20 protein-coding genes are annotated in these 19,560 nt (G+C 67.3%); 8 read left to right on the top strand and 12 right to left on the bottom strand.

The features are described from left to right. Positions 1–11 precede the first annotated feature (11 nt). Positions 12–461, top strand: a complete 450-nt coding sequence (locus tag P9A17_RS26715) for an SRPBCC family protein (protein WP_278041787.1) — start codon at positions 12–14, stop codon at positions 459–461. A gap of 16 nt (positions 462–477) precedes the next feature. Here P9A17_RS26715 and P9A17_RS26710 read toward each other — a convergent pair whose 3' ends face one another. Further along, the gene (locus P9A17_RS26710) at positions 478–1,212 is read right to left on the bottom strand and encodes an Rv3717 family N-acetylmuramoyl-L-alanine amidase (protein ID WP_278042039.1); all 735 of its coding nucleotides are present in this window, start codon (positions 1,210–1,212) and stop codon (positions 478–480) included. A gap of 116 nt (positions 1,213–1,328) precedes the next feature. Between P9A17_RS26710 and P9A17_RS26705 the strand changes: the two genes are divergently transcribed. The 3 genes from P9A17_RS26705 (at position 1,329) to P9A17_RS26695 (ending at position 3,271) form a co-directional block, all read left to right on the top strand. Then, the gene (locus tag P9A17_RS26705) at positions 1,329–1,661 is read left to right on the top strand and encodes a YbaB/EbfC family nucleoid-associated protein (protein ID WP_278041786.1); all 333 of its coding nucleotides are present in this window, start codon (positions 1,329–1,331) and stop codon (positions 1,659–1,661) included. 14 nt (positions 1,662–1,675) lie between these two features. Continuing rightward, on the top strand, positions 1,676–2,287 hold the full coding sequence (recR, locus tag P9A17_RS26700; RefSeq protein WP_278041785.1) for a recombination mediator RecR: 612 nt from the start codon (positions 1,676–1,678) through the stop codon (positions 2,285–2,287). 96 nt (positions 2,288–2,383) lie between these two features. Continuing rightward, entirely contained in the window at positions 2,384–3,271 is an 888-nt protein-coding gene (locus tag P9A17_RS26695) for a DUF559 domain-containing protein (RefSeq protein WP_278041784.1), read from the top strand. Here the strand turns inward: P9A17_RS26695 and P9A17_RS26690 are convergent. Beyond that, the gene (locus tag P9A17_RS26690) at positions 3,231–4,547 is read right to left on the bottom strand and encodes a cytochrome P450 (RefSeq protein WP_278041783.1); all 1,317 of its coding nucleotides are present in this window, start codon (positions 4,545–4,547) and stop codon (positions 3,231–3,233) included. The genes P9A17_RS26695 and P9A17_RS26690 overlap by 41 nt on opposite strands. Positions 4,548–4,680: 133 nt before the next feature. On the opposite strand from P9A17_RS26690, the gene P9A17_RS26685 reads away from it, so the two are divergent. Both P9A17_RS26685 and P9A17_RS26680 read left to right on the top strand, forming a co-directional pair. Further along, complete coding sequence (locus P9A17_RS26685; protein ID WP_278041782.1) at positions 4,681–5,904, top strand: histidine kinase; 1,224 nt, start codon at positions 4,681–4,683, stop codon at positions 5,902–5,904. Next, on the top strand, positions 5,889–6,545 hold the full coding sequence (locus tag P9A17_RS26680; RefSeq protein ID WP_278042038.1) for a response regulator transcription factor: 657 nt from the start codon (positions 5,889–5,891) through the stop codon (positions 6,543–6,545). Before P9A17_RS26685 ends, P9A17_RS26680 begins: the two co-directional genes overlap by 16 nt. Positions 6,546–6,574: 29 nt before the next feature. On the opposite strand, the gene P9A17_RS26675 is transcribed toward P9A17_RS26680, so the two are convergent. Continuing rightward, positions 6,575–7,291 (bottom strand): glutamine amidotransferase, encoded by a 717-nt coding sequence (locus P9A17_RS26675; protein ID WP_278041781.1) that lies wholly within the window; start codon positions 7,289–7,291, stop codon positions 6,575–6,577. After that, positions 7,288–8,511, bottom strand: a complete 1,224-nt coding sequence (locus P9A17_RS26670) for a MurT ligase domain-containing protein (RefSeq protein ID WP_278041780.1) — start codon at positions 8,509–8,511, stop codon at positions 7,288–7,290. Before P9A17_RS26670 ends, P9A17_RS26675 begins: the two co-directional genes overlap by 4 nt. A gap of 78 nt (positions 8,512–8,589) precedes the next feature. On the opposite strand from P9A17_RS26670, the gene P9A17_RS26665 reads away from it, so the two are divergent. Beyond that, complete coding sequence (locus tag P9A17_RS26665; RefSeq protein WP_278041779.1) at positions 8,590–9,591, top strand: DEDDh family exonuclease; 1,002 nt, start codon at positions 8,590–8,592, stop codon at positions 9,589–9,591. Here P9A17_RS26665 and P9A17_RS26660 read toward each other — a convergent pair. Next, complete coding sequence (locus P9A17_RS26660) at positions 9,588–10,643, bottom strand: aldo/keto reductase (protein ID WP_278041778.1); 1,056 nt, start codon at positions 10,641–10,643, stop codon at positions 9,588–9,590. The genes P9A17_RS26665 and P9A17_RS26660 overlap by 4 nt on opposite strands. 91 nt (positions 10,644–10,734) lie before the next feature. Between P9A17_RS26660 and P9A17_RS26655 the strand changes: the two genes are divergently transcribed. Continuing rightward, positions 10,735–11,319, top strand: a complete 585-nt coding sequence (locus tag P9A17_RS26655; protein ID WP_278041777.1) for a TetR/AcrR family transcriptional regulator — start codon at positions 10,735–10,737, stop codon at positions 11,317–11,319. Here P9A17_RS26655 and leuA read toward each other — a convergent pair. The 7 genes from leuA to glnT form a co-directional block, all read right to left on the bottom strand. Continuing rightward, positions 11,316–13,136 (bottom strand): 2-isopropylmalate synthase, encoded by a 1,821-nt coding sequence (leuA, locus tag P9A17_RS26650; RefSeq protein WP_278041776.1) that lies wholly within the window; start codon positions 13,134–13,136, stop codon positions 11,316–11,318. The two genes, P9A17_RS26655 and leuA, sit on opposite strands and share 4 nt — an antisense overlap. A 160-nt stretch (positions 13,137–13,296) precedes the next feature. Further along, complete coding sequence (locus tag P9A17_RS26645) at positions 13,297–13,965, bottom strand: helix-turn-helix domain-containing protein (protein WP_278041775.1); 669 nt, start codon at positions 13,963–13,965, stop codon at positions 13,297–13,299. Positions 13,966–13,976: 11 nt separating this feature from the next. After that, a complete protein-coding gene (locus P9A17_RS26640; protein WP_278041774.1) occupies positions 13,977–15,173 on the bottom strand; it encodes an FAD-dependent oxidoreductase in 1,197 nt (398 codons plus the stop codon). Between the two features lie 31 nt (positions 15,174–15,204). Continuing rightward, complete coding sequence (locus tag P9A17_RS26635; protein WP_278041773.1) at positions 15,205–16,536, bottom strand: FMN-binding glutamate synthase family protein; 1,332 nt, start codon at positions 16,534–16,536, stop codon at positions 15,205–15,207. Then, the gene (locus tag P9A17_RS26630) at positions 16,536–17,219 is read right to left on the bottom strand and encodes a protein glxC (RefSeq protein ID WP_278041772.1); all 684 of its coding nucleotides are present in this window, start codon (positions 17,217–17,219) and stop codon (positions 16,536–16,538) included. The genes P9A17_RS26635 and P9A17_RS26630 overlap by 1 nt, the downstream gene beginning before the upstream one ends. Beyond that, positions 17,207–18,115, bottom strand: coding sequence for a glutamine amidotransferase (locus P9A17_RS26625; protein ID WP_278041771.1), 909 nt, complete (start codon positions 18,113–18,115; stop codon positions 17,207–17,209). The genes P9A17_RS26630 and P9A17_RS26625 overlap by 13 nt, the downstream gene beginning before the upstream one ends. Before the next feature lie 33 nt (positions 18,116–18,148). Further along, positions 18,149–19,456: a type III glutamate--ammonia ligase gene (gene glnT, locus P9A17_RS26620; RefSeq protein WP_278041770.1), complete on the bottom strand. Its 1,308-nt coding sequence runs from the start codon at positions 19,454–19,456 to the stop codon at positions 18,149–18,151. Between the last annotated feature and the right edge of the window lie 104 nt (positions 19,457–19,560).

The following is a 19,560-nucleotide window of genomic DNA, read 5'->3' as shown; positions in this document are numbered from 1 at the left end:
GAGTTTCACTGATGGGACAGGTCAGCGCGTCCAGCACGGTCCTGATCGACGCCGATCCGGCAACGGTTCTGGCGGCCGTCGCGGACTACGAGGCCATGCGCCCGAAGATCCTCTCCGCGCACTACAGCGGCTACCGGGTTCTCGAAGGAGGACAGGGGGCGGGCACCGTCGTCGAGTGGAAGCTACAGGCGACCAAGTCGCGCTCCCGCAACGTCAAGGCCGCAGTCGACGTCGCGGGCCGCACCGTCATCGAGAAGGACGCCAACTCGTCCATGGTGACGAACTGGACCGTCGCCCCGGCAGGTCCCGGTTCGTCGGTCACCGTGAAGACGTCCTGGCAGGGCGCGGGAGGCATCGGCGGCTTCTTCGAGAAGACGTTCGCCCCGCTCGGACTGCGAAAGATTCAGGCCGAGGTGCTGGCCAACCTCAAGCGTGAGGTCGAGGGCGGTCGGCCGGTCTGACCCAGGCCGAGGAACGCTAGCCCTGACCCAAAAACGCGACGATGCCGCGGACGACGGCGTCGGCGTACCGCTGACGCCCTTCCGGTGACTTCATCAGCCCGGAGTCGACGGGGTTCTTCATGTTGCCCAGCTCGACGAGGATCGACGGGTACTGCGCGAGGTTGAGCCCGGCGATGTCCTGCCGTGGGTTCAGGCCCGACTGACCGATGTAGGTCGCCGGCGGAATGCCCGAGCCGGCGAGCTGGTCGCGCATGACTTTCGCGAACTGCACAGACGGCCCGGCTTGCGCGGCGTTGAGCGGTGGCGACGAATAGAGCACGTGGAAGCCGCGGCCGGTGGCCGGACCCCCGTCGGCATGGATGGAGACGACCGCGTTCGGTCTGACCGAGTTGGCCATCGCTGCACGCTCGTCGACGCAGGGCCCGGGGCCGGCGTCGTCCCCGCGGGACATCGCGGTACGCACTCCCATCGCGGTGAGCGCTTGGCGGATCCGCAGCGTCGTGTCCCAGGTGAAGGTGTGCTCGGCGAAGCCGTCGTCGGTCGACGTGCCGCTGGCCTGGCAGTCCTTGGTTCCGCCGCGGCCGGTCGGGACCTGTCGGCTCAACCCCTCCATCGACGCTTGATGGCCCGGATCGAGGAAGACGATCTTGCCGGCGATGTTGGTGGGGGCCGCCTGGGCGGGGAGTACAGGGGTCGCCGCGACGACGATTGCGGCCACGACAGCGGCCCCGACACGCAGGCTGGCTGGCATGGGCACGGCGCCACGGTAGCCCGAGTGCCGACTACGCTGAAAGTCCAAAGTGCCGCTTGAAGGGCGAGCGCAACCAAGTCGATACCGCAACGCAATCAATACGTAGAGGATCAGTCATGGAACCCGGTGGCCAGCCCGACATGTCCGCACTGCTCGCCCAGGCGCAGCAGGTGCAGCAGCAGCTGATGGAGGCGCAGGAAGCGCTGGCCAACGCCGAACTGCACGGTCAGGCCGGTGGCGGTCTGGTCCAGGTCACGATGAAGGGCAGCGGCGAGGTGATCGGCGTATCGATCGACCCCAAGGTCGTCGACCCATCCGACGTCGAGACGTTGCAGGACCTGGTCGTCGGCGCGATCGCCGACGCCGCCAAGCAGGTCACGATCCTCGCCCACGACAAGCTGGGCCCGCTGGCCGGCGGCATGGGCGGCCTCGGCCTGCCGGGGATGTGACCGGTTGTACCTAAATGTTTGAGGGACCTGTCCAGGATCTGATCGACGAGCTCGGCAAGCTGCCGGGCATCGGGCCCAAGAGTGCCCAGCGGATCGCGTTCCATCTGCTGTCGGTCGAGCCGCCGGACATCGACCGGCTCACCGCCGTTCTCAATAGGGTTCGCGACGGCGTGACGTTCTGCGCGGTGTGCGGCAACGTCAGCGACGAGGAGCGCTGCCGCATCTGCAGTGACCCGCGGCGGGACGCGTCGCTGGTGTGCGTCGTCGAGGAACCGAAGGACGTCCAGGCCGTCGAGCGGACCCGCGAATTCCGCGGGCGCTACCACGTGCTCGGCGGTGCTTTGGATCCGTTGTCCGGGGTCGGGCCTGACCAACTGCGAATTCGCGAGCTGCTCAACAGGATCGGTGAGCGCGTCGACGGCGTCGACGTGGCCGAGGTCATCATCGCCACGGACCCGAACACCGAGGGTGAGGCGACGGCGACGTACCTCGTGCGGATGCTGCGCGACATCCCGGGGCTTTCGGTGACGCGCATTGCGTCGGGACTGCCCATGGGTGGGGACCTGGAGTTCGCCGACGAGCTGACGCTGGGCCGTGCGCTGGCGGGCCGCCGCGCCATGGCCTAGGTGCACGAAACTCGACTTTTGCAGCGAAAGTTCGAGTAGACGCCTGCAAAAGTCGCATCTCATGACTTGTCGGTAGGCGTTGGCACGATACGACCCATGGGCAGGGTCATTCTCGGCGGCGAGGCAGTCAGGGCAGGCGTGGCGACCCGGCATGAGCTGGCACGCGACTACACGAAGCTCTACCGAGGGGTCTTCATTCGCAAAGGGGCAGCACCAACATTGCGTGACCGCGCAGTCGGAGCGTGGTTGGCCACCGGCCGCAAAGGCGTCATCGCCGGAGTGGCCGCCTCAGCATTACATGGTGCACCGTGGGTGGATCCCGAGCAGCCGATCGACATCTCGGGTGTTCATTCGCTATCGCAGGCTGGCCTCGTCACCCGTGCCGAAGCGGTCTCCAGCGATGAGATAGTTCAGCGCTCAGGTCTGCCGGTCACGTCGCGAGTGCGGACGGCCTTCGACCTCGGTCGCCATCTCGAAAGGCCCGAGGCTCTCGCTCGTCTTGACGCGCTCATGTGGAATCAGCACTACGAGATTGACGACGTTGTCGAACTTGCCGACAGACGACCTAGAGCCAGGGGTGTCCTGCAACTCCGCGCAGTACTTCCCCTCGTCGACGGCGGCGCGGCCTCGCCGCGCGAGAGCCGGATCCGACTGTGGTTGCTGGACTGCGGGTTTCCCCGTCCGCAGACGCAGATCCCGGTGTTCGAGGGCTCTCGGCCCGTGGCGTTCCTCGACATGGGATGGCGCAAGTACAAAGTCGCGGTCGAATACGACGGCGATCATCACCGCACGGACCGTCAGCAGTACGTCAAGGACCTTGCGCGGGCCCGGATGCTGGAGCAGCGAGGCTGGATCGTCATCCGCGTCATCGCCGAAGACCGGCCGGCCGAATGGTTGACGCGGGCCGAGGCCGCTCTACGCAGCCGCGGCTGTCAGTTCGACGTCACCGAGTTACAGAGGTTCGCGCGGACATCCGCGGCGTGAGGACCGCGGGCAGCCGCCGGTATCCGTGCAGGTTCACCAGCCCGCGCGGTTCCGCGGGCGCCCGCAAGTGCAGATCGGGATAGCGGGTGAACAGCTCCCGCAGCGCCGTCGCGCCTTCGATTCGTGCCAGCGCCGCGCCGAGACAGACGTGAATACCGCTGGCGAAGGCCAGGTGATCGCGGGCGTTGTCACGGGTGATGTCGAATTCGTCGGGCCGGTCGAACACCTGCGGGTCGCGATTCGCGCCGCCGAGTAGGAGCACGACCACCGCGCCCTTCTGGATCGGTATCCCGGCGATCTCGGTGTCGCGGTGCGCGGCTCGCGCCGTCATCTGTACCGGGCTGTCGTACCGCAGGATTTCCTCGATGGCGTTCGGCCACCGACCGGGATCGTCGCGCAGTATCGCCAGCTGCTCGGGATGCGCGAGCAGCGCGGCGATGCCGTTGCCGATCAGGTTCACGGTCGTCTCGACCCCCGCGCCGATGAGCAGCGCCGCGTTGGACATCAACTCGCGACCGTTGAGGCTTCCGTCGAGAGCCAGCTTGCTGAACGGTGTGCCATCAGCACCGTTGGCGCGCAGATGCCGGAAGTGTTCGTCGAGATAGCGGTCGACGTCGAGCAGACTCTCGATGGCGGCGCGGAACGGTTGCCACGCGATACCGATGTCGAGCAGTGCCGCGACGGTCTTACCCCAATCGAGGATCCGGGCCCGCTCGGTTGCCGGCACCCCGAGCATCTCCGAGATCACCGCGGCAGGCAGTTGAGCCGCGTAGGCGGAGATCAGGTCGACGTCGTCAGTTCGATCGATGTCGTCGAGCAGCTCCGCGGTGAGCTCGCTGATCCGGGTATCCAGCGCCGCAATGGACTTGGGTGCGAAACTGCGCGCCACCAACCTCCGGTACTCGGTGTGCTGCGGCGGGTCGACCATCAGCATGGCGGGCGGTTCGACCGGATTCGGCAGTGCCGGATCCACGCGCCGGACGAGTCCGAGCAGAGCGTCGGGGAGTCCCGTCTCGTTGGGGTCGGCGACGCCGAAGTCGTTGTCGCGCAGCACTGCCCGGCACACCTCGTAGTCGGCGCTGACCCAGACGACCGGTGTCCGCGCCAGAGGTCCGGCGGCGCGGTTCTGTTCGATCAGCGCCAGGCGGTCGCCGCGTCCGAGGATCAGACTGGCCATCGGGTCGCCTCGTCGCGCCCGCATCGACAGAAACGTCCGGGGCACGCCATGCACCGAAGCCCAGCGCAGCCAGATGCTCGTTCGCGAGATGGTGGCCATACTCCGACGTTACGAAGATCGGCCGCGCGGATCGTCGTGCCGGGGTTCGATTCGGTCCTCCTACCGTGGTAGGAGCGCGATTGCCTACCCGAGGCTGATGCCAAAGCCCCGACCGCCCCCATAAACTGTCGTGATGCTGGCAGCGGTGCGGCGCCGATTCCGGCAATATCTGCGCCGAAAAGGCGAGATGATGCCGGGCGGCTTCTCATGGCCGATCGTCGTGAGCATCGACGTGACGCTCCTGGTCGTTGCGTCGGTGGCACTCGTTCAGCGGCCGGACTCGCAATGGTGGATCGGGCTTGCCGGGCTGGCCATCGCATACCTGCCGTACGTCGTGTTCTTCGCCATCGACATCTCGGTGACTCCCGTGCTCGAGGCCTTCGCACTCGGCACGGCGTGGTTGCTGGCGATCTCCATCTGGCTGTTCGCCATGACGGTGCCCGCCGAAGGTGACTTCGCGCCGATGCTGCTCGGGCTGGTGACGGGAATGGTCGGTTCGATGACGTCGCTGCGCGGCGGAATGCTCGCCGCGGGTGCCGCCGCCGTCATCCTGGGAGTCGCCGCGGTGACGGGCCGCGTGGACACGCCGTGGATCTACCTGGCGTTCATCGGAATCGGCTGGCTTGTCGGCTATCTGATGCGGATTCAGCAGCGGCTGCTGCTCGACCAGAGGGCAGCGCAGCAGAAGCTCGCCGAGCACGCCGCGACCGACGAGCGCCGACGGATCGCGCGTGAGGTCCACGACGTCATCGCCCACTCGCTGTCGGTCACGCTGTTGCATGTGACCGGCGCGCGCCGCGGCCTGCAGCAGGACCGCGACGTCGACGAGGCAGTCGATGCCCTCGAACAGGCCGAGCGGCTCGGCCGTCAGGCGATGGCCGACATCCGGCGTACCGTCGGGTTGCTCGACGGCGCCGTCGGCAAGGTGTCGCCCGAACCCGGAGCCGGTGACATCCCCACGCTCGTCGTCGATTTCGTCCGGGCGGGCCTCACAGTGAGCCTCGACGTCAGCGGTCCGCAGAACAGGATCTCCGCTGCCGGCGGGCTCGCGCTCTACCGCATCGCGCAGGAGTCGTTGGCCAACATCGCCAAACACGCGCCCGATGCGCCCGCCGACATGAAGCTGACGGTCCTGCAGGATTTCGCGATGCTGACGGTCGCGAACAGGCTTCCCGTGCCGGTCGCAGCCCACCCGATGGACGGCCGAGGCATGCGCGGCATGCGTCAGAGGGTCGAATTGCTCGACGGCACAATCACTGCGGGGCCCGCAGGCGACGGCTGGATCGTACGGGCGACAATCCCGCTCGACGACGATCCATGCCCGATCCGGAGCTGGGGCGTATGGCCGACGGCATGATCGCCACACTCCTGGTCGACGATCAGGAGCTGGTGCGGTCGGGATTGCGAATGATCCTGCGCCGCAAGGACGGCATCGCCGTGGTCGGTGAGTGCGCCGACGGTGACGAAGTCGCCGCCGCAGTGGCCGAACACCACCCCGACGTCGTCGTCATGGACCTTCGCATGAAGCGGGTCAGCGGGATCGAGGCGACGCGTCTGCTCGCCGAGTCGGGCGGGCCACCGGTCCTGGCCCTGACGACATTCAGCGACGAAGAACTGCTGTCCGGTGTATTGCGTGCCGGTGCAGCGGGTTTCGTGCTCAAGGACTCGCCGGCCGAAGAGCTGATCCGCGCCGTGCGCGCAGTGGCCCGCGGCGACGGCTTCCTTGATCCGTCCGTGACCGCGCGTGTCCTCGACACTTACCGGACTTCAGCACAGGAACCCGCTCCCCAGGTGGTCGAGGATCTGACACCGCGCGAGCTCGACGTTCTCCGTCTGATGGCGAAGGGCCGTTCCAACGCCGAGATCGCCGACGAGCTCGTCATTTCCGGCGTCACCGTCAAGAGCCACATCGGCCGGATCTTCTTGAAGCTGCGGCTGCGCGATCGCGCCGCGGCGATCGTCTATGCCTACCGGAACGGGATCGTCGCGCCCCGATGAGCGCTTGCGCGAAGCGGAGACGGGCGAAGTTAGACGCGGCGCGGTGCTGCCAGACGCTCTTTCCGCAGCTGCGCGACCTCTGGAAGTTCCAGTGGTTCAAGGGGGCCCACGACATTGCTGAGCAGGTGATCGGCCAATTGGGGGTTGCGGGCCAGGCAGCAGCCGTGCAGGTAGGTGGCGACGATGCTGCCCTGTACCGCACCGTCGATACCGTCGCCCGCCCGGTTTCCCGCGCCCTTGGTGACGGCGGCCAATGGTTGCGCAGCGGGGCCGAGAACTGTTCCGCCGCGGTGGTTCTCGAATCCCGTCAGCGGATCGGTGAGACCGTCCACCAGTGGCGTGGAGGCGACCTCGCCGATGGTGCGCTCCGGCTGCGGGGATGTCGTGACGTCCAGAACGCCGACACCGTCGACGCGTTCCCCGGCCGACGTCTCGTACCAGTGGCCGAGCACCTGGATCGCCGCGCAGATCGCGAGCACCGGCGCCCCCCGCGAAACCGCTTGCTGCAAACCGGGATAGCGGATCAGGTGTTTGGTGGCCAGGCGTTGTGCGTAGTCTTCCGCGCCGCCCAGGGTGTAGAGGTCGAGCTCGGCGGGCACCGGGTCGTCGAGCGTGATCTCGACGATCTCGGCCTCGATTCCCCTCAGGCGCAACCGTTGTCGTAGGACGACGGAGTTCCCGCCGTCGCCATAGGTGCCCATCACGTCGGGTAGGACGAGCCCGATCCGCACCGCCGACTCGGTCATCGCAGCCGCCTGTTCAGCTGGAGGAAGGCCGTGTAATTGGCGAGCACCTCGACATGACCAGGCGGGCACGACGCGATGGCGGCGAGAGTGTCGTGCACCAGCGTGTGCTCGACGCCCGCATAACCGAGGCGGACCGCGAGGTCGGTGCCCCGCTCACCGGCGGCGACCACCGGCACCGTCTCGAAGTGCTCGAATTTCACGTCCCACAGCCACGACAGGTCCTCTCCGTCGGGCACCTGGCCGTTGACGGCGATCACCACACCCGCGGCGTCGCGGTCCACCATCGACAGCGCCTCCTGCCAGCCGGCGGGGTTCTTCGCGAGCAGGATCCGCGCCGTGTGTGCGCCGACCTGAACGGTGCGGTAGCGGCCCGCGACCTCGTCGACGGCGGACACCGCGGCCACCGCGGCGGCGGGCTCGGCGCCCAGCGTCACCGCCGCTGCCACCGCCTGCGTCGCGTTGCCGCGGTTCACGGTGGCCGGCAGGGTCAGTGTCATCGGCAGCGACAACCCGTCGGGCCCGTGGATGTGGGTGTCGTCGAACCACCAGTCGGGGTCGGGTCTCTTGAAATCCATGCCCGTCGAGTACCAGTGCGTGCCCTCGCGGACGATGATCTCGCCGGAGCGCGGGCAGCTCACCGAGTCGCTGGCCCATCCGCCGCCGGCGGCCACCCACACGACGTTGGGGCTGTCGTAGGCGGCCGATGTCATCAGCACGTCGTCGCAGTTCGCGACGACAACAGTGGATGGGTGACGGGCCAGCCCGGCGCGCAGGGTGCGCTCGATGTGGTTGATCTCACCGACGCGGTCGAGCTGGTCGCGCGACAGGTTCAGCAGGATGGTCACCGCGGCCGGCACGGCATCCAAGACGTGGGGGACGTGCATCTCGTCGACTTCGAGCGCGGCCAGCGATGCGTCCGGGGCGGCGGCCAGCGCGGCGACGAGCCCGGCGTCCATGTTGGCGCCCTCGGCGTTGGTGGCCACGGGCCCGACGGTGGCCAGGGCGGCGGCCGTCATCCGGGTGGTCGTCGACTTGCCGTTGGTTCCGGTGATGACGACGGCGCGCCGGCCGCGGCCGAGCTGACCGAGGATCGATTTGTCGAGCGTCATCGCGACAAGGCCGCCGATCATCGCGCCGGCGCCGCGGCCGGTGACGCGCGACGCCCAGCGCGCGCTCGCGCCTGCAGCGAGCGCGACTCGTCCGCGCGGGGTGACGACCATTCCCGGCAGTCTAGAAGAGCGCCCGACACGCGGTGAGATGGAGCGAGGCTTGTCACAGGGGCGTGCCATCCTCGGACTATGAGCTCAACCGCGGAACGTCGATGGGGCAGGCCCGCCGACACCGATGGCGCGGGCTGGGCCGTCGTCGACGTCGAGACCTCGGGTTTCCGTCCCGGGCAGGCGCGCGTCGTCAGCGTCGCCGCGTTGGCTCTCAGCGATGACGGCAACGTCGAGAAGAGCCTCTACAGCCTGCTCGATCCTGGGGTGGATCCCGGGCCGACGCACGTGCACGGTCTGACCGCGGAGATGTTGGCCGGGCAGCCGACGTTCGGTGACATCGTCGGAGATCTGTGCGACGTGCTGCGCGGCCGCACACTTGTCGCCCACAACGTCGGCTTCGACTACGCGTTCCTGACCGCCGAGGCCGAACTGGTCGGCGCCGAGCTGCCCGTCGACACCGTCATGTGCACGGTCGAGCTGGCTCGCCGTCTCGATCTCGGCCTGGAGAACCTGCGCCTGGAGACGCTGGCCGCACACCATGGCGTCACGCAGATGAAGCCGCATGACGCGCTTGACGACGCGATGGTGCTGGCCCAGGTCCTCAAGCCGGTCCTCGCGCGGGCCTACGAGCGACGCAAGTGGCTTCCGGTGCGTCCGGTCACGCGGCGCACGTGGCCCAACGGCCGCGTCACCCACGACGAACTCCTCCCGCTGAAGGCCATCGCCGCGCGAACTGCGTGCCCGTACGCCAATCCGGGCCGCTTCGTTGCGGGCAGGGCGCTGGTCCAGGGCATGCGGGTCGCATTGTCTGCCGAGGTCTCCCACACGCACGAAGAGATGGTCGAGCGGATCTTGCACGCGGGGCTGGCGTTCACCGACTCGGTGGACGTCAACACTTCACTCGTCGTGTGCGATGCCGCCGCACCTGAGCAGGGGAAGGGCTACCAGGCCGGCGAGCTCGGTGTCCCGCTCGTTCCCAGCGCCGACTTCATGCGGGCGCTGGAGTCGGTCATCGGCGGGTCGGCCATCGAGGCGTTCACCGAGCAGTCGCCCGCCGGCGATCAGTTCACGCTGTTCTAGACCGTGTTTTGCGGTGCCGCGAAGAGCGGAGGGTTGAGTCGGGCGAAGCCGTCCTGGCGGACGTACGGAAAGTGGGGGTAGCCGGGCTCGCGGTAACTGACCACGTCGAGCCTGCGGACCTGTTCGTCGGACAGGGACCAGCCGGTGGCATTCAGGTTGTCGCGCAGCTGATCTCGGGTGCGAGCGCCGATAATCACCGACGCCACCGTCGGCCTGCGTAACAGCCAGTTCAGCGCGACCTGCGGGACGGTCCTGTCGCATTCGTGCGCGATCGCGGTCAGTTCGTCCACTACGTCGAACAGGATCTCGTCGTCGACGGGCGGACCGGCATCCGCTGTGGTGTGCAGTCGGCTGACGGTGGGAAGTGGTGCGCCGCGGCGGACCCGACCGGTAAGCCGCCCCCACCCCAACGGGCTCCACACCACTGCCCCGACGCCCTGGTCGAGGCCGAGCGGCATCAGGTCCCACTCGTAGTCGCGGCCGATCAGCGAGTAGTACACCTGGTGGGCGATGTAGCGCGTCCGGTGCCCGGATTCCGCTGCGGCAAGGGATTTCATCAGTTGCCAGCCCGCGAAGTTCGACGCGCCGACGTAGCGGATCTTGCCTGCGGTCACGAGCCCGTCGAGGGTGTCGAGCACTTCTTCGACAGGTGTTCCCGAGTCGTAGGCATGGAGTTGGAACAGGTCGATGTGGCCGGTGCGAAGTCGCCGCAACGCCGCGTCAACCGAGGCGATGAGCCTGCGGCGCGACGTTCCCGCGTCGTCAGGTCCGTCGCCGGTGGGCAACGCCGCCTTGGTCGAAATGATCGCGCGGTCGCGGCGCCCCTTGAGGGCGGCTCCGAGCACCGATTCCGAGGCGCCGTCTGAGTAGACGTCGGCGGTGTCGAACAGCGTCACGCCCGCGTCGAGGCACATGTCGACGAGGGAGCGCGCCTCGTCCACGCCGGTGTCGGCCCAGGCCCCGAAGAAGTCCCCGGACGCACCGAATGTGGCTGCGCCGAAACCGATCTCGGACACTATGAGGCCGGAGTTTCCGACACGTCGATACTTCATCCGCCATCTCCTTATCGGAACTATGTTCCCGTTAAGGGACCATAGCAGGCACGATGAATTAACGAAACTCCAGTCCCTTTAAGATGGATCGGTGACAACACGACCGGGAGGGCGAACCGCTGCAGTGCGCGCAGCGGTGTTGACCGCGGCTGCCGAGCTGCTCACCGAGACCGGGTTACACGCACTCGATCTGACGGCCGTCGCGGACCGGGCTGGGGTGGGCAAGACGACCGTCTACCGGAGGTGGGGCACGGTGCCCGCTCTCGTGGCAGATCTGCTGGCCGACATGGCCGAGACCTCGACCGCCCGGCCCGCGACCGGCAGCCTCCGCGGCGATCTGCTCAGCGTGGCCAAGCTCATTCAGCGCACGCTGGCAGATCGCCGTCAGGGTGAACTGTTCAAGGCAATCCTCGCTGCGGCGACCTGCGACGCGGCGACGGCGGCTGCGTTGGCCGGGTTCTACCGCAGCCGCCTGGCCGAGCTGGCGCCCGTCGTCGACGACGCCGTCGCGCGCGGCGAGGCGCCGGAAGGCACCGACGGTGAAGAGGTCATCAGGCACATCTCAGCGCCGCTGTACTACCGGCTGATGACCGATATCACGCCGCCTCGACCCCGCGATGCCCAGCGCGCTGTCGACGCGACCCTGGCGGCCGTGGCGGCCGGAGTCTTCGCCTAACTCCCCGCCTGCCGCGCGGCCCGGTTCACCGCCGAGACGACCGCGCGCAGCGAGGCCGTCGTGATCGACGTTGCGATGCCGACACCCCACACCGTCTTGCCGCCGATCTCGGCTTCCACGTAGGCGGCCGCCTGGGCTTCCTCGCCCGCCGACATCGCGTGCTCGGAGTAGTCCAGGACGTTGACGCTGAACCCGACGGCGCCGACCGCATCGACGAACGCGGCCAGCGGGCCATTGCCCGCACCGACGATCTCGCGCTCCTCGCCGTTGATCTTCACCACCGCGGTGATCGTGTCGGTGCCGCCGTCGATCTCGGACGCATCCACCTTCTGCCGGATCCGCTCCAGCGGCGTGATGGGCGCCAGGTACTCCTCGCGGAAGGCGTCCCACATCTCCTTGGGGGACACCTCGCCGCCCTCGCCGTCGGTGATCTGCTGGATCGCCTGGCTGAACTCGATCTGCAACCGCCGCGGCAGCGCCAGACCGTGATCGGCCTTCATGATGTAGGCGACGCCGCCCTTGCCCGACTGCGAGTTGACGCGGATGACGGCCTCGTACGTGCGGCCGACGTCCTTCGGGTCGATCGGCAGATACGGGACCTGCCACAGGATGTCATCGACATCCGAATCCTGTTCGTCGGCAGACACTTTCATCGCGTCCAGGCCCTTGTTGATGGCGTCCTGATGGCTTCCCGAGAATGCGGTGTACACCAGATCGCCACCGTACGGGTGCCTTTCGTGCACACCTAGCTGGTTGCAGTACTCGACGGTGCGGCGGATCTCGTCGATGTTGGAGAAGTCGATCTGCGGGTCGACACCGCGGGAGAACAGGTTCATGCCCAGCGTCACCAGGCAGACGTTTCCGGTGCGCTCGCCGTTGCCGAACAGGCAGCCCTCGATGCGGTCCGCGCCTGCTGCGTAGCCCAATTCGGCTGCGGCGACTGCGGTTCCGCGGTCGTTGTGCGGGTGCAGGCTCAGGATGATCGAATCCCGCGGCGCCAGATTGCGATTCATCCACTCGATCGAGTCGGCGTAGACGTTCGGCGTCGCCATCTCGACGGTGGCGGGCAGGTTCACGATCAGCGGCCACTCGGGGGTGGGCTTGACGATGTCGGCGACAGCGTTGCAGACCTCGACCGCGTACTCCAGCTCGGTGCCGGTGTAGGACTCGGGGGAGTACTCGTAGCGCCACAGGGTGTCCGGGTACTTCTTGGCTTCTTCGACGCACATGCGCGCGCCGTCGGTGGCGATTTTCTTGACGGCGTCACGGTCGGCACGGAAGACGACGCGGCGCTGCAGGATCGACGTCGAGTTGTAGAAGTGCACGATTGCGCGCGGCGCACCCTGGCACGCCAGGAACGTGCGCTCGATCAGCTCCGGTCGGCACTGCGTCAGCACCTGAATCGTCACGTCGTCGGGGATCGCGCCCTGCTCGATGATCTCGCGGACGAAGTCGAAATCCGTCTGCGACGCCGACGGGAAGCCGACCTCGATCTCCTTGTAGCCCATCCGGACCAGCAGGTCGAACATGCGGCGCTTGCGCTGCGGGCTCATCGGGTCGATCAGGGCCTGGTTGCCGTCACGCAGATCCACGGCGCACCAGCCGGGTGCAGTGGAGATGACCTTTTCGGGCCACGTGCGGTCCGGCAGGCGGATCGGCTCGACTTCTTCGTCGAAGCTGCGGTAGCGGGCCACAGGCATCTGCGAGCCGCGCTGGGTGTTCCAGGACGGCTGGCTGGCATGCGGGTCGCCCGCGGGCGTGGAGATGGTGCGTACCGAGCTGAAAGCATCGGTCGAAGGATTGAAATTCTCAGTCATTGGGTGCTCCGGATAGGTCTAGATGGGATTCAGACCGGCGCATCGCGAAACACCCGCGACGGGAAGCCAGTCTGGATCAGACCCCGTCGCGGCGTCCGAGAAGGAGCACCCGCTGCACGCGCCTCACCATACTCCTGAGGGATCCCAGGTCAAAACCCCGTCATACCTGGGAGTCGGGGAATGCGATCACCGACAGGAAGCGGATCGGCACCTCGACGAGGTCGACGGGACCGTGGGCGCCCTCGCCGTCGATCTGTAGTGAGTCGCCCGCGTGCAGCCGGTACACCGAGCGGCTGTGGCTGTAGTCCATGACGCCTTCGAGCATGTAGATGAACTCGGTGCCGGGATGCTGGAACAGCGGGTAGGTCTGGCTCTTCTCCGACAGCGTGACGTGCAGGCATTCCAGCCGCTTGTGCTCGCCGCGCAGCGACCCGAGCAGTTGGTACTCATGGCCCTCGCGGGTCCCTTCACGCACGATGGCCGCACCGGTACCCGCCTTGGTGAAGGCCGCGGGCCGTTCGACGTCGGCGCCGCGGAACAGGCTGGTCACCGGCACATCGAAACCCTTGGCGAGCAGCGACAACGTGGACAGGCTGCAGGAGGTCTGGGCGTTCTCGATCTTGCTCATCATGGCCTTCGAGATGCCGACCCGCGCTGCGGTCTCGGCAACGGTCAGGCCCTGCTGTTGACGGAGCAGGCGCACATTGCGGCCGATGGCCGACTCGATCTCGAGTTCCTCGACCGGTGCGGCGGGATCCCGGTCCCGCGCGGTACCGGAGGTGTTGCGCAGGAGAGAGCCATGATCGGCGTGATTGTCGCGGGCGGCCACAATGCTCCTGTCTAGCGCATCTGTCCCGCCCCCACGTACGGGTACGGCGTCTTGAGCGGGTCGCCCTCGGCAAAACGGGAGAACCGGAAGTCCGACGCGGGGATCCGGGGGTCGCTGCTGTGGCCGTCGACCACGATGTCGGCGATCAGCGTGCCCACGGCCGGGGCGATCTTGAATCCGTGCCCGCTGAAGCCTGCGGCGATGACGAGCCCGTCCAGGGGCGCCTTGGAGATGACGGGGTTCCAGTCGGGAGTGGCGTCGTAGCACCCGGCGTAGCTGCTGGAGATCGACGCGTCGGGGAGGCCGGGGAAGCGGGTGCCGACCTTGTCGACGGTGACATCGACGAAGTCTTCGGTGGCGCGGTTGAGATAGCCGTCGGGATCGGCCGGATCGATCGCGTCATATCCGGGCAGGTCGCTGTTGCCGAACAGGATGTCGCCACCGACCTCGGGGCGCACGTACTGCAGCGACACCAGATCGGAGAAGACGGGCACCTTGCCGACGTCCAGCCCGGGGTTGATCATGACGATCTGTTCGCGGATCACCCGGATCGGCATGTCGATGCCATACCGGGCCAGGAAGGGCTGCGTCCACACGCCGGTGGCGACGACGACAGTGCGCGCCGAGATCTCGCTGCCGTCGGCCAGTCGCACGCCAGTCACGGTGTCGCCGTCGACGAGCAGTTCGGTGACATTGGCGCCCTGGCGGACTCTCGCACCAGCTGCGCGCGCCGATGTCGAGAACGCCTGAGCGGTTTGGTACGCGTCGCCGTAACCGCCGCGGGCTTCCCACCCGAACGCCGCGAACGGTGACAGGTCGGCGAACGGCCACAGCTCTGCGACGTCGGCCTTGTCGATCTCCTCGGTCTCGACTCCGACAGACCGTTGGGCGGCAAGGCTTTTACGCATCGCCTCGACGTTCTGCTCACCGACGCCGACGACGTAGCCGGTCTGCCGGAAGCCGATGTCCGAACCGAAGATGTCCTCGGCCTGCTCGAAGACCTCGAGGCCGCTGGCGGCCATCGCGGCCAGGGAACTGACGCCGTAGTGGCAGCGCACGATCCCGCTGGACTTGCCCGTCATGCCCGAGCCGACGGTACTGCGTTCGGCAACAACCACATCGGTGACTCCGCGCCGGCTCAGCGCCCACGCCGCCGCGCAGCCTTCGATGCCGCCGCCGACGATGACGACGTCTGCGGTCTCGCTCACAAGCGCTGCCTTCTGCTCTTCGCGCGAGCGCTCATCGCTGCCCCGGAATCCAGTCCGTCCCCGCGAGAGGCACTTTGGCCATAGCAGCGGCCTCGATGCTGACCGCGACGAGGTCGTCGGGTTCGAGGTGGCACACGTGGGACTTGCCGCAGGCGCGGGCGATGGTCTGCGCCTCCATCGTCAGCACGCGCAGATAATTGGCCAGCCTGTGGCCGCCGGCGATCGGGTCGAAGCGGGCGGCCAGTTCCGGATCCTGCGTGCTGATGCCCGCGGGATCCTTGCCGTCCTGGTAGTCGTCATAGAAACCCGCTGCACTGCCGAGCTTTTCGTATTCGGCGGCGTACTTGGGGTGGTTGTCGCCGAGGGCGATCAGCGCCGCGGTGCCGATCGCCGTCGCGTCGGCGCCCAACGCGAGTGCCTTGGCGACGTCGGCGCCGTTGCGGATGCCGCCCGAGACGATCAGCTGGACCTTTCTGTGGACGCCGAGTTCCTGGAGCGCTTGCACGGCCTGCGGGATCGCGGCCAACGTGGGGATGCCGACGTGCTCGATGAAGACGTCCTGGGTGGCGGCCGTACCGCCCTGCATGCCATCGACGACCACGACGTCGGCACCGGCGTGTACCGCAAGCTTGACGTCGTAGTAGGTGCGGGTGGCGCCGACCTTGACGTAGATCGGTTTTTCCCAATCGGTGATCTCGCGCAGTTCGTTGATCTTGATGGTCAGATCGTCGGGTCCGGTCCAGTCGGGGTGTCGGCACGCCGACCGCTGGTCGATGCCCTCGGGGAGGGTACGCATCCCCGCGACCCGCTCGGAGATCTTCTGCCCCAACAGCATTCCGCCGCCACCGGGCTTGGCGCCCTGGCCGAGGACGATCTCGATCGCGTCGGCCTTGCGGAGGTCGTCGGGGTTCATGCCGTACCGCGACGGCAGGTACTGGTAGACGAGGTATTTACTCTGGCCGCGTTCCTCGGGAGTCATACCGCCGTCACCGGTCGTCGTCGACGTGCCGACCTCGCTGGCGCCACGCCCGATGGCCTCCTTGGCCGGGCCGGACAACGCACCAAAGCTCATCCCGGCGATGGTCACCGGAATCTCAAGGTGCAGAGGATGTTTGGCGTGCCGATCGCCAAGAACCACGTCGGTGGCGCAGCGTTCGCGGTAGCCCTCGAGCGGATAGCGCGACATCGAGGCACCCAGGAACAGCAGATCGTCGAAGTGGGGCAGGGGACGTTTGGCTCCCCACCCGCGGATGTCGTAGATGCCGGTATCGGCGGCGCGCTGGATCGCGGCGATGGTGGCGCGGTCGAAGGTCGCCGACTCGCGCAGGCCGAGGCGGGCGCGGTCGTCAGTCGTGTAGCTCATCAGTAGCTGCTCGCATTGTCGACGTGGAAGTTGTATAAGGTCCGTCCGGATCCGTACCGGGTATAGGCGCTCGTGTCGTCGCCCTCGAATCCAGCGGTTTTCAGGAGCTTTTCGAGCTCCTCGTGGTGTTCGTCGCGCATCGGCTTCGCGATGCAGTCCGCCCCGAGCGAGGCGACCTCGCCGCGGACGTAGATGCGGGCCTCATAGATCGAGTCGCCGAGCGCCTCACCGGCGTCACCACGGATCACGAGGCGGCCGGCCTGCGCCATGAAGGCGCTCATGTGGCCGACGTTGCCGCCGACGACGATGTCCACGCCCTTCATCGAGATGCCGCACCGCGCGGCGGCGTTGCCTTCGACGACGAGTAGGCCTCCGTGGGCGGTCGCGCCTGCGGACTGCGACGCATCGCCTTTGACCCAGACCGAGCCGCTCATCATGTTCTCGGCGACGCCAGTGCCGGCGTTGCCGTTGATGACGACGTCGGCCTGCTGGTTCATGCCCGCGGCGTAGTAGCCGACGTGGCCGTCGATGGTCACCGTCACCGGCGCGTTGAGGCCGACGGCGACGTTGTGCGCACCGGCGGGATTCTGGATGGCGAACTCGCCGGCGAGATCCGGGGCGTGCAACGCGGTGTTGACCTCGCGCAACGGGGTCGCGTTCAGGTCAAACGCTAACGGCTCCATGCGTACACCACCTCGGGCTCGGGCTCCCAGATCTTGGCCTTCTCGACACCGGGAAGTGCCGCCAGGGCGCGATATTCGCTGCCCATGGCGACCCAGTCGTCGGTCTCGGCGATCACCGCGGGCTTGCAGGCGATGGCGTCGCGTACCACTGCGAAGGAATCGCGGTTGGAGACCAGCAGCGTGTAGAAGCCGTCAAACGTTGCGCACAGTGCCTTCAGCGCCGTCTCGACGTCACGGCCCTCCGACAGCTCCTTGGCGATGAACCGGGCTCCCACCTCGGTGTCGTTCTCGCTGTCGAAATTCACGCCTGCGGAACGCAATTCGCGACGGATCGTGGCGTGATTGGCAAAGGATCCGTTGTGCACCATGCATTGTCCCGGACCGACGGCATACGGATGACACCCCGCAGGCGTCACCGCGGATTCGGTGGCCATCCGAGTGTGTCCGACGCCCTGCCAGCCCTGCGCTTTGGACAGTCCCCAGCCGTCGGTGAGTGCTCGAGGGTGGCCGACGCCTTTCAGAACGGCTATGTCGGAACCGAATCCGGCGATCAATGCCTGCGGATACACCGTGCGCAGCGCCGACAACAGCACCTCGGAATCGACGCGCGCCGACAGCACGTAGCTGACGTCAACCGCCACACAGGTGACCTCGCCGCCCAGAGCCTCGCCGACTGCCGCTGCAACGGTATCGGCGGCCTCAAGCCGTCCGGTTCCGAGGTCGGCCACCGAGACGCATCCGCTCCCCGGCGGCGACCAGTTCGGGTCGCCGTAGATGGCGACGCCTGCCGAGTCGCTACCGCGATCGCCCATCTCACAGAGCATTCCAGTCACCAGCTCGCCCAGCTGAGGATAGAGCTCGGGAGTGCGAAGGTGCAGCCCGACGATCCCACACATGATGGATTCCCTTTCCTGTAATGCTGTTTCGGCTCAGAAGGCCGTGAGGTAGTGGTCGAGCTCCCAAGGGCTGACCGAGCTGTGGTAAGCGAAGAATTCCTCGCGTTTGACATTGGCGAAGTAGGCGGCGACGCCGTCACCCGCAGCGTCGAGCACGCCGGTGATCACCGGGCTGCCCTCGAAATCCTCGACTGCGTGCAGCAGCGTCGGAGGCAGCGGGCGCGTACTGACACCGGTACCGACGGAGCCCGGGTCGGTGCTGCGCTTGATGCCGTCGATACCGGCACCCAGCGCCGCGGCGATCGCGAGATACGGGTTGGCGGAGCCGTCCCCGCCGCGCATCTCGATCCGGTCGGAGTCCGGCACCCGGATGTAGTGAGTCCGGTCGTTGCCGCCGTAGGTGGGCAGCCGCGGCGCCCACGACGCGCCGGACGACGTGGCGACGGCTCCGGTTCGCTTGTAGGAGTTGACCGTTGGACCGACCACAGCCTGTAACGCGCAGGCGTGTTCGAGGATGCCGCCGATGAATCCGTACGCGGTGTCGGACAGGCCGAGGCCTCTGTCGTCATCGTCGGCCGGGAAGACCGGTGTGCCGCCGCTGGTCAGCGACAGATGCAGGTGCAATCCGCTACCGGTCTTGTCGCCGAAGGGCTTTGGCATGAAGGTGGCGATCATCCCGCGTTCTGCGGCGATCATCGACAGCAGGTAGCGCAGTGTGATGACCCGGTCGGCGGTGGTGAGTGCTTCGGCGAACTTGAAGTTCTGCTCGAACTGGCCGTTGCCGTCCTCGTGGTCGTTGGCGTAGTTGGACCAGCCGAGCTGGTTCATCGCTGCCGAGACCGCAGTCAGGTGGTCATACATCCGGGTGACGCCGCGGGCGTCATAACAGGGCTGTGCGGCGGTGTCTGCGGTATCGGCGACGGCGACGGAGCCGTCGTCGTTGCGGCGCAACAGAAAGTACTCGACTTCGGCGCCGACCCACGGTTCGAATCCGGCGTCGCCGCACTGTTCGATGAGCTTCTTGAGGATGACGCGGGGCGCGTACGGCCACGGCGCACCCTCGACGTGCGGATCGCAGTGCACGATCGCCAAGCCTTCTTTGATGAAGGGGATGGGCGTGAACGAGTCGGGGTCCGGGATGGCCATCATGTCGGGATCTTTGGGCTCCTGGCCCATGGCGCCGACGGCGTAGCCGGCGAACCCGACGCCCTCGGTGGCGAGCAGGTCGACCGCCTCGACGGGAACCAGTTTGGCGCAGGGCTTTCCGCGCAGATCGACGAACAGCGCGAGGATGAACTTCGTCCCGTTTTCCTTCGCGAGGTCCTGGAGAGTGGTGGCCATCTCAGTCCTTGTCTCTTGTTAAGAATCACCGTATCACGGTGTGAAACATCGTGCAGACAAGCCGGCCGCCGCGGGGAACTCCCGCGGCGGCCGGCGGTCGATAA

The sequence above is a fragment of the Mycobacterium sp. 236(2023) genome, from assembly GCF_029623955.1.
Taxonomy (GTDB): Bacteria; Actinomycetota; Actinomycetes; order Mycobacteriales; family Mycobacteriaceae; genus Mycobacterium.
This window is presented reverse-complemented; position numbering and strand designations above follow the sequence as displayed.

Bases quoted from the DNA above. Each gene is read 5' to 3' on its own strand.
- P9A17_RS26665 (WP_278041779.1), top strand. From the start codon at position 8,590: ATGAGCTCAACCGCGGAACGTCGATGGGGCAGGCCCGCCGACACCGAT.
- P9A17_RS26680 (WP_278042038.1), top strand. From the start codon at position 5,889: ATGGCCGACGGCATGATCGCCACACTCCTGGTCGACGATCAGGAGCTG.
- leuA (WP_278041776.1), bottom strand. From the start codon at position 13,136: ATGACTGAGAATTTCAATCCTTCGACCGATGCTTTCAGCTCGGTACGC.
- P9A17_RS26625 (WP_278041771.1), bottom strand. From the start codon at position 18,115: ATGTGTGGGATCGTCGGGCTGCACCTTCGCACTCCCGAGCTCTATCCT.
- P9A17_RS26695 (WP_278041784.1), top strand. From the start codon at position 2,384: ATGGGCAGGGTCATTCTCGGCGGCGAGGCAGTCAGGGCAGGCGTGGCG.
- P9A17_RS26635 (WP_278041773.1), bottom strand. From the start codon at position 16,536: ATGAGCTACACGACTGACGACCGCGCCCGCCTCGGCCTGCGCGAGTCG.
- P9A17_RS26715 (WP_278041787.1), top strand. From the start codon at position 12: ATGGGACAGGTCAGCGCGTCCAGCACGGTCCTGATCGACGCCGATCCG.
- P9A17_RS26670 (WP_278041780.1), bottom strand. From the start codon at position 8,511: ATGGTCGTCACCCCGCGCGGACGAGTCGCGCTCGCTGCAGGCGCGAGC.
- P9A17_RS26705 (WP_278041786.1), top strand. From the start codon at position 1,329: ATGGAACCCGGTGGCCAGCCCGACATGTCCGCACTGCTCGCCCAGGCG.
- recR (WP_278041785.1), top strand. From the start codon at position 1,676: ATGTTTGAGGGACCTGTCCAGGATCTGATCGACGAGCTCGGCAAGCTG.
- P9A17_RS26690 (WP_278041783.1), bottom strand. From the start codon at position 4,547: ATGGCCACCATCTCGCGAACGAGCATCTGGCTGCGCTGGGCTTCGGTG.
- P9A17_RS26660 (WP_278041778.1), bottom strand. From the start codon at position 10,643: ATGAAGTATCGACGTGTCGGAAACTCCGGCCTCATAGTGTCCGAGATC.
- P9A17_RS26630 (WP_278041772.1), bottom strand. From the start codon at position 17,219: ATGGAGCCGTTAGCGTTTGACCTGAACGCGACCCCGTTGCGCGAGGTC.
- P9A17_RS26710 (WP_278042039.1), bottom strand. From the start codon at position 1,212: ATGCCAGCCAGCCTGCGTGTCGGGGCCGCTGTCGTGGCCGCAATCGTC.
- glnT (WP_278041770.1), bottom strand. From the start codon at position 19,456: ATGGCCACCACTCTCCAGGACCTCGCGAAGGAAAACGGGACGAAGTTC.
- P9A17_RS26675 (WP_278041781.1), bottom strand. From the start codon at position 7,291: ATGACCGAGTCGGCGGTGCGGATCGGGCTCGTCCTACCCGACGTGATG.
- P9A17_RS26685 (WP_278041782.1), top strand. From the start codon at position 4,681: ATGCTGGCAGCGGTGCGGCGCCGATTCCGGCAATATCTGCGCCGAAAA.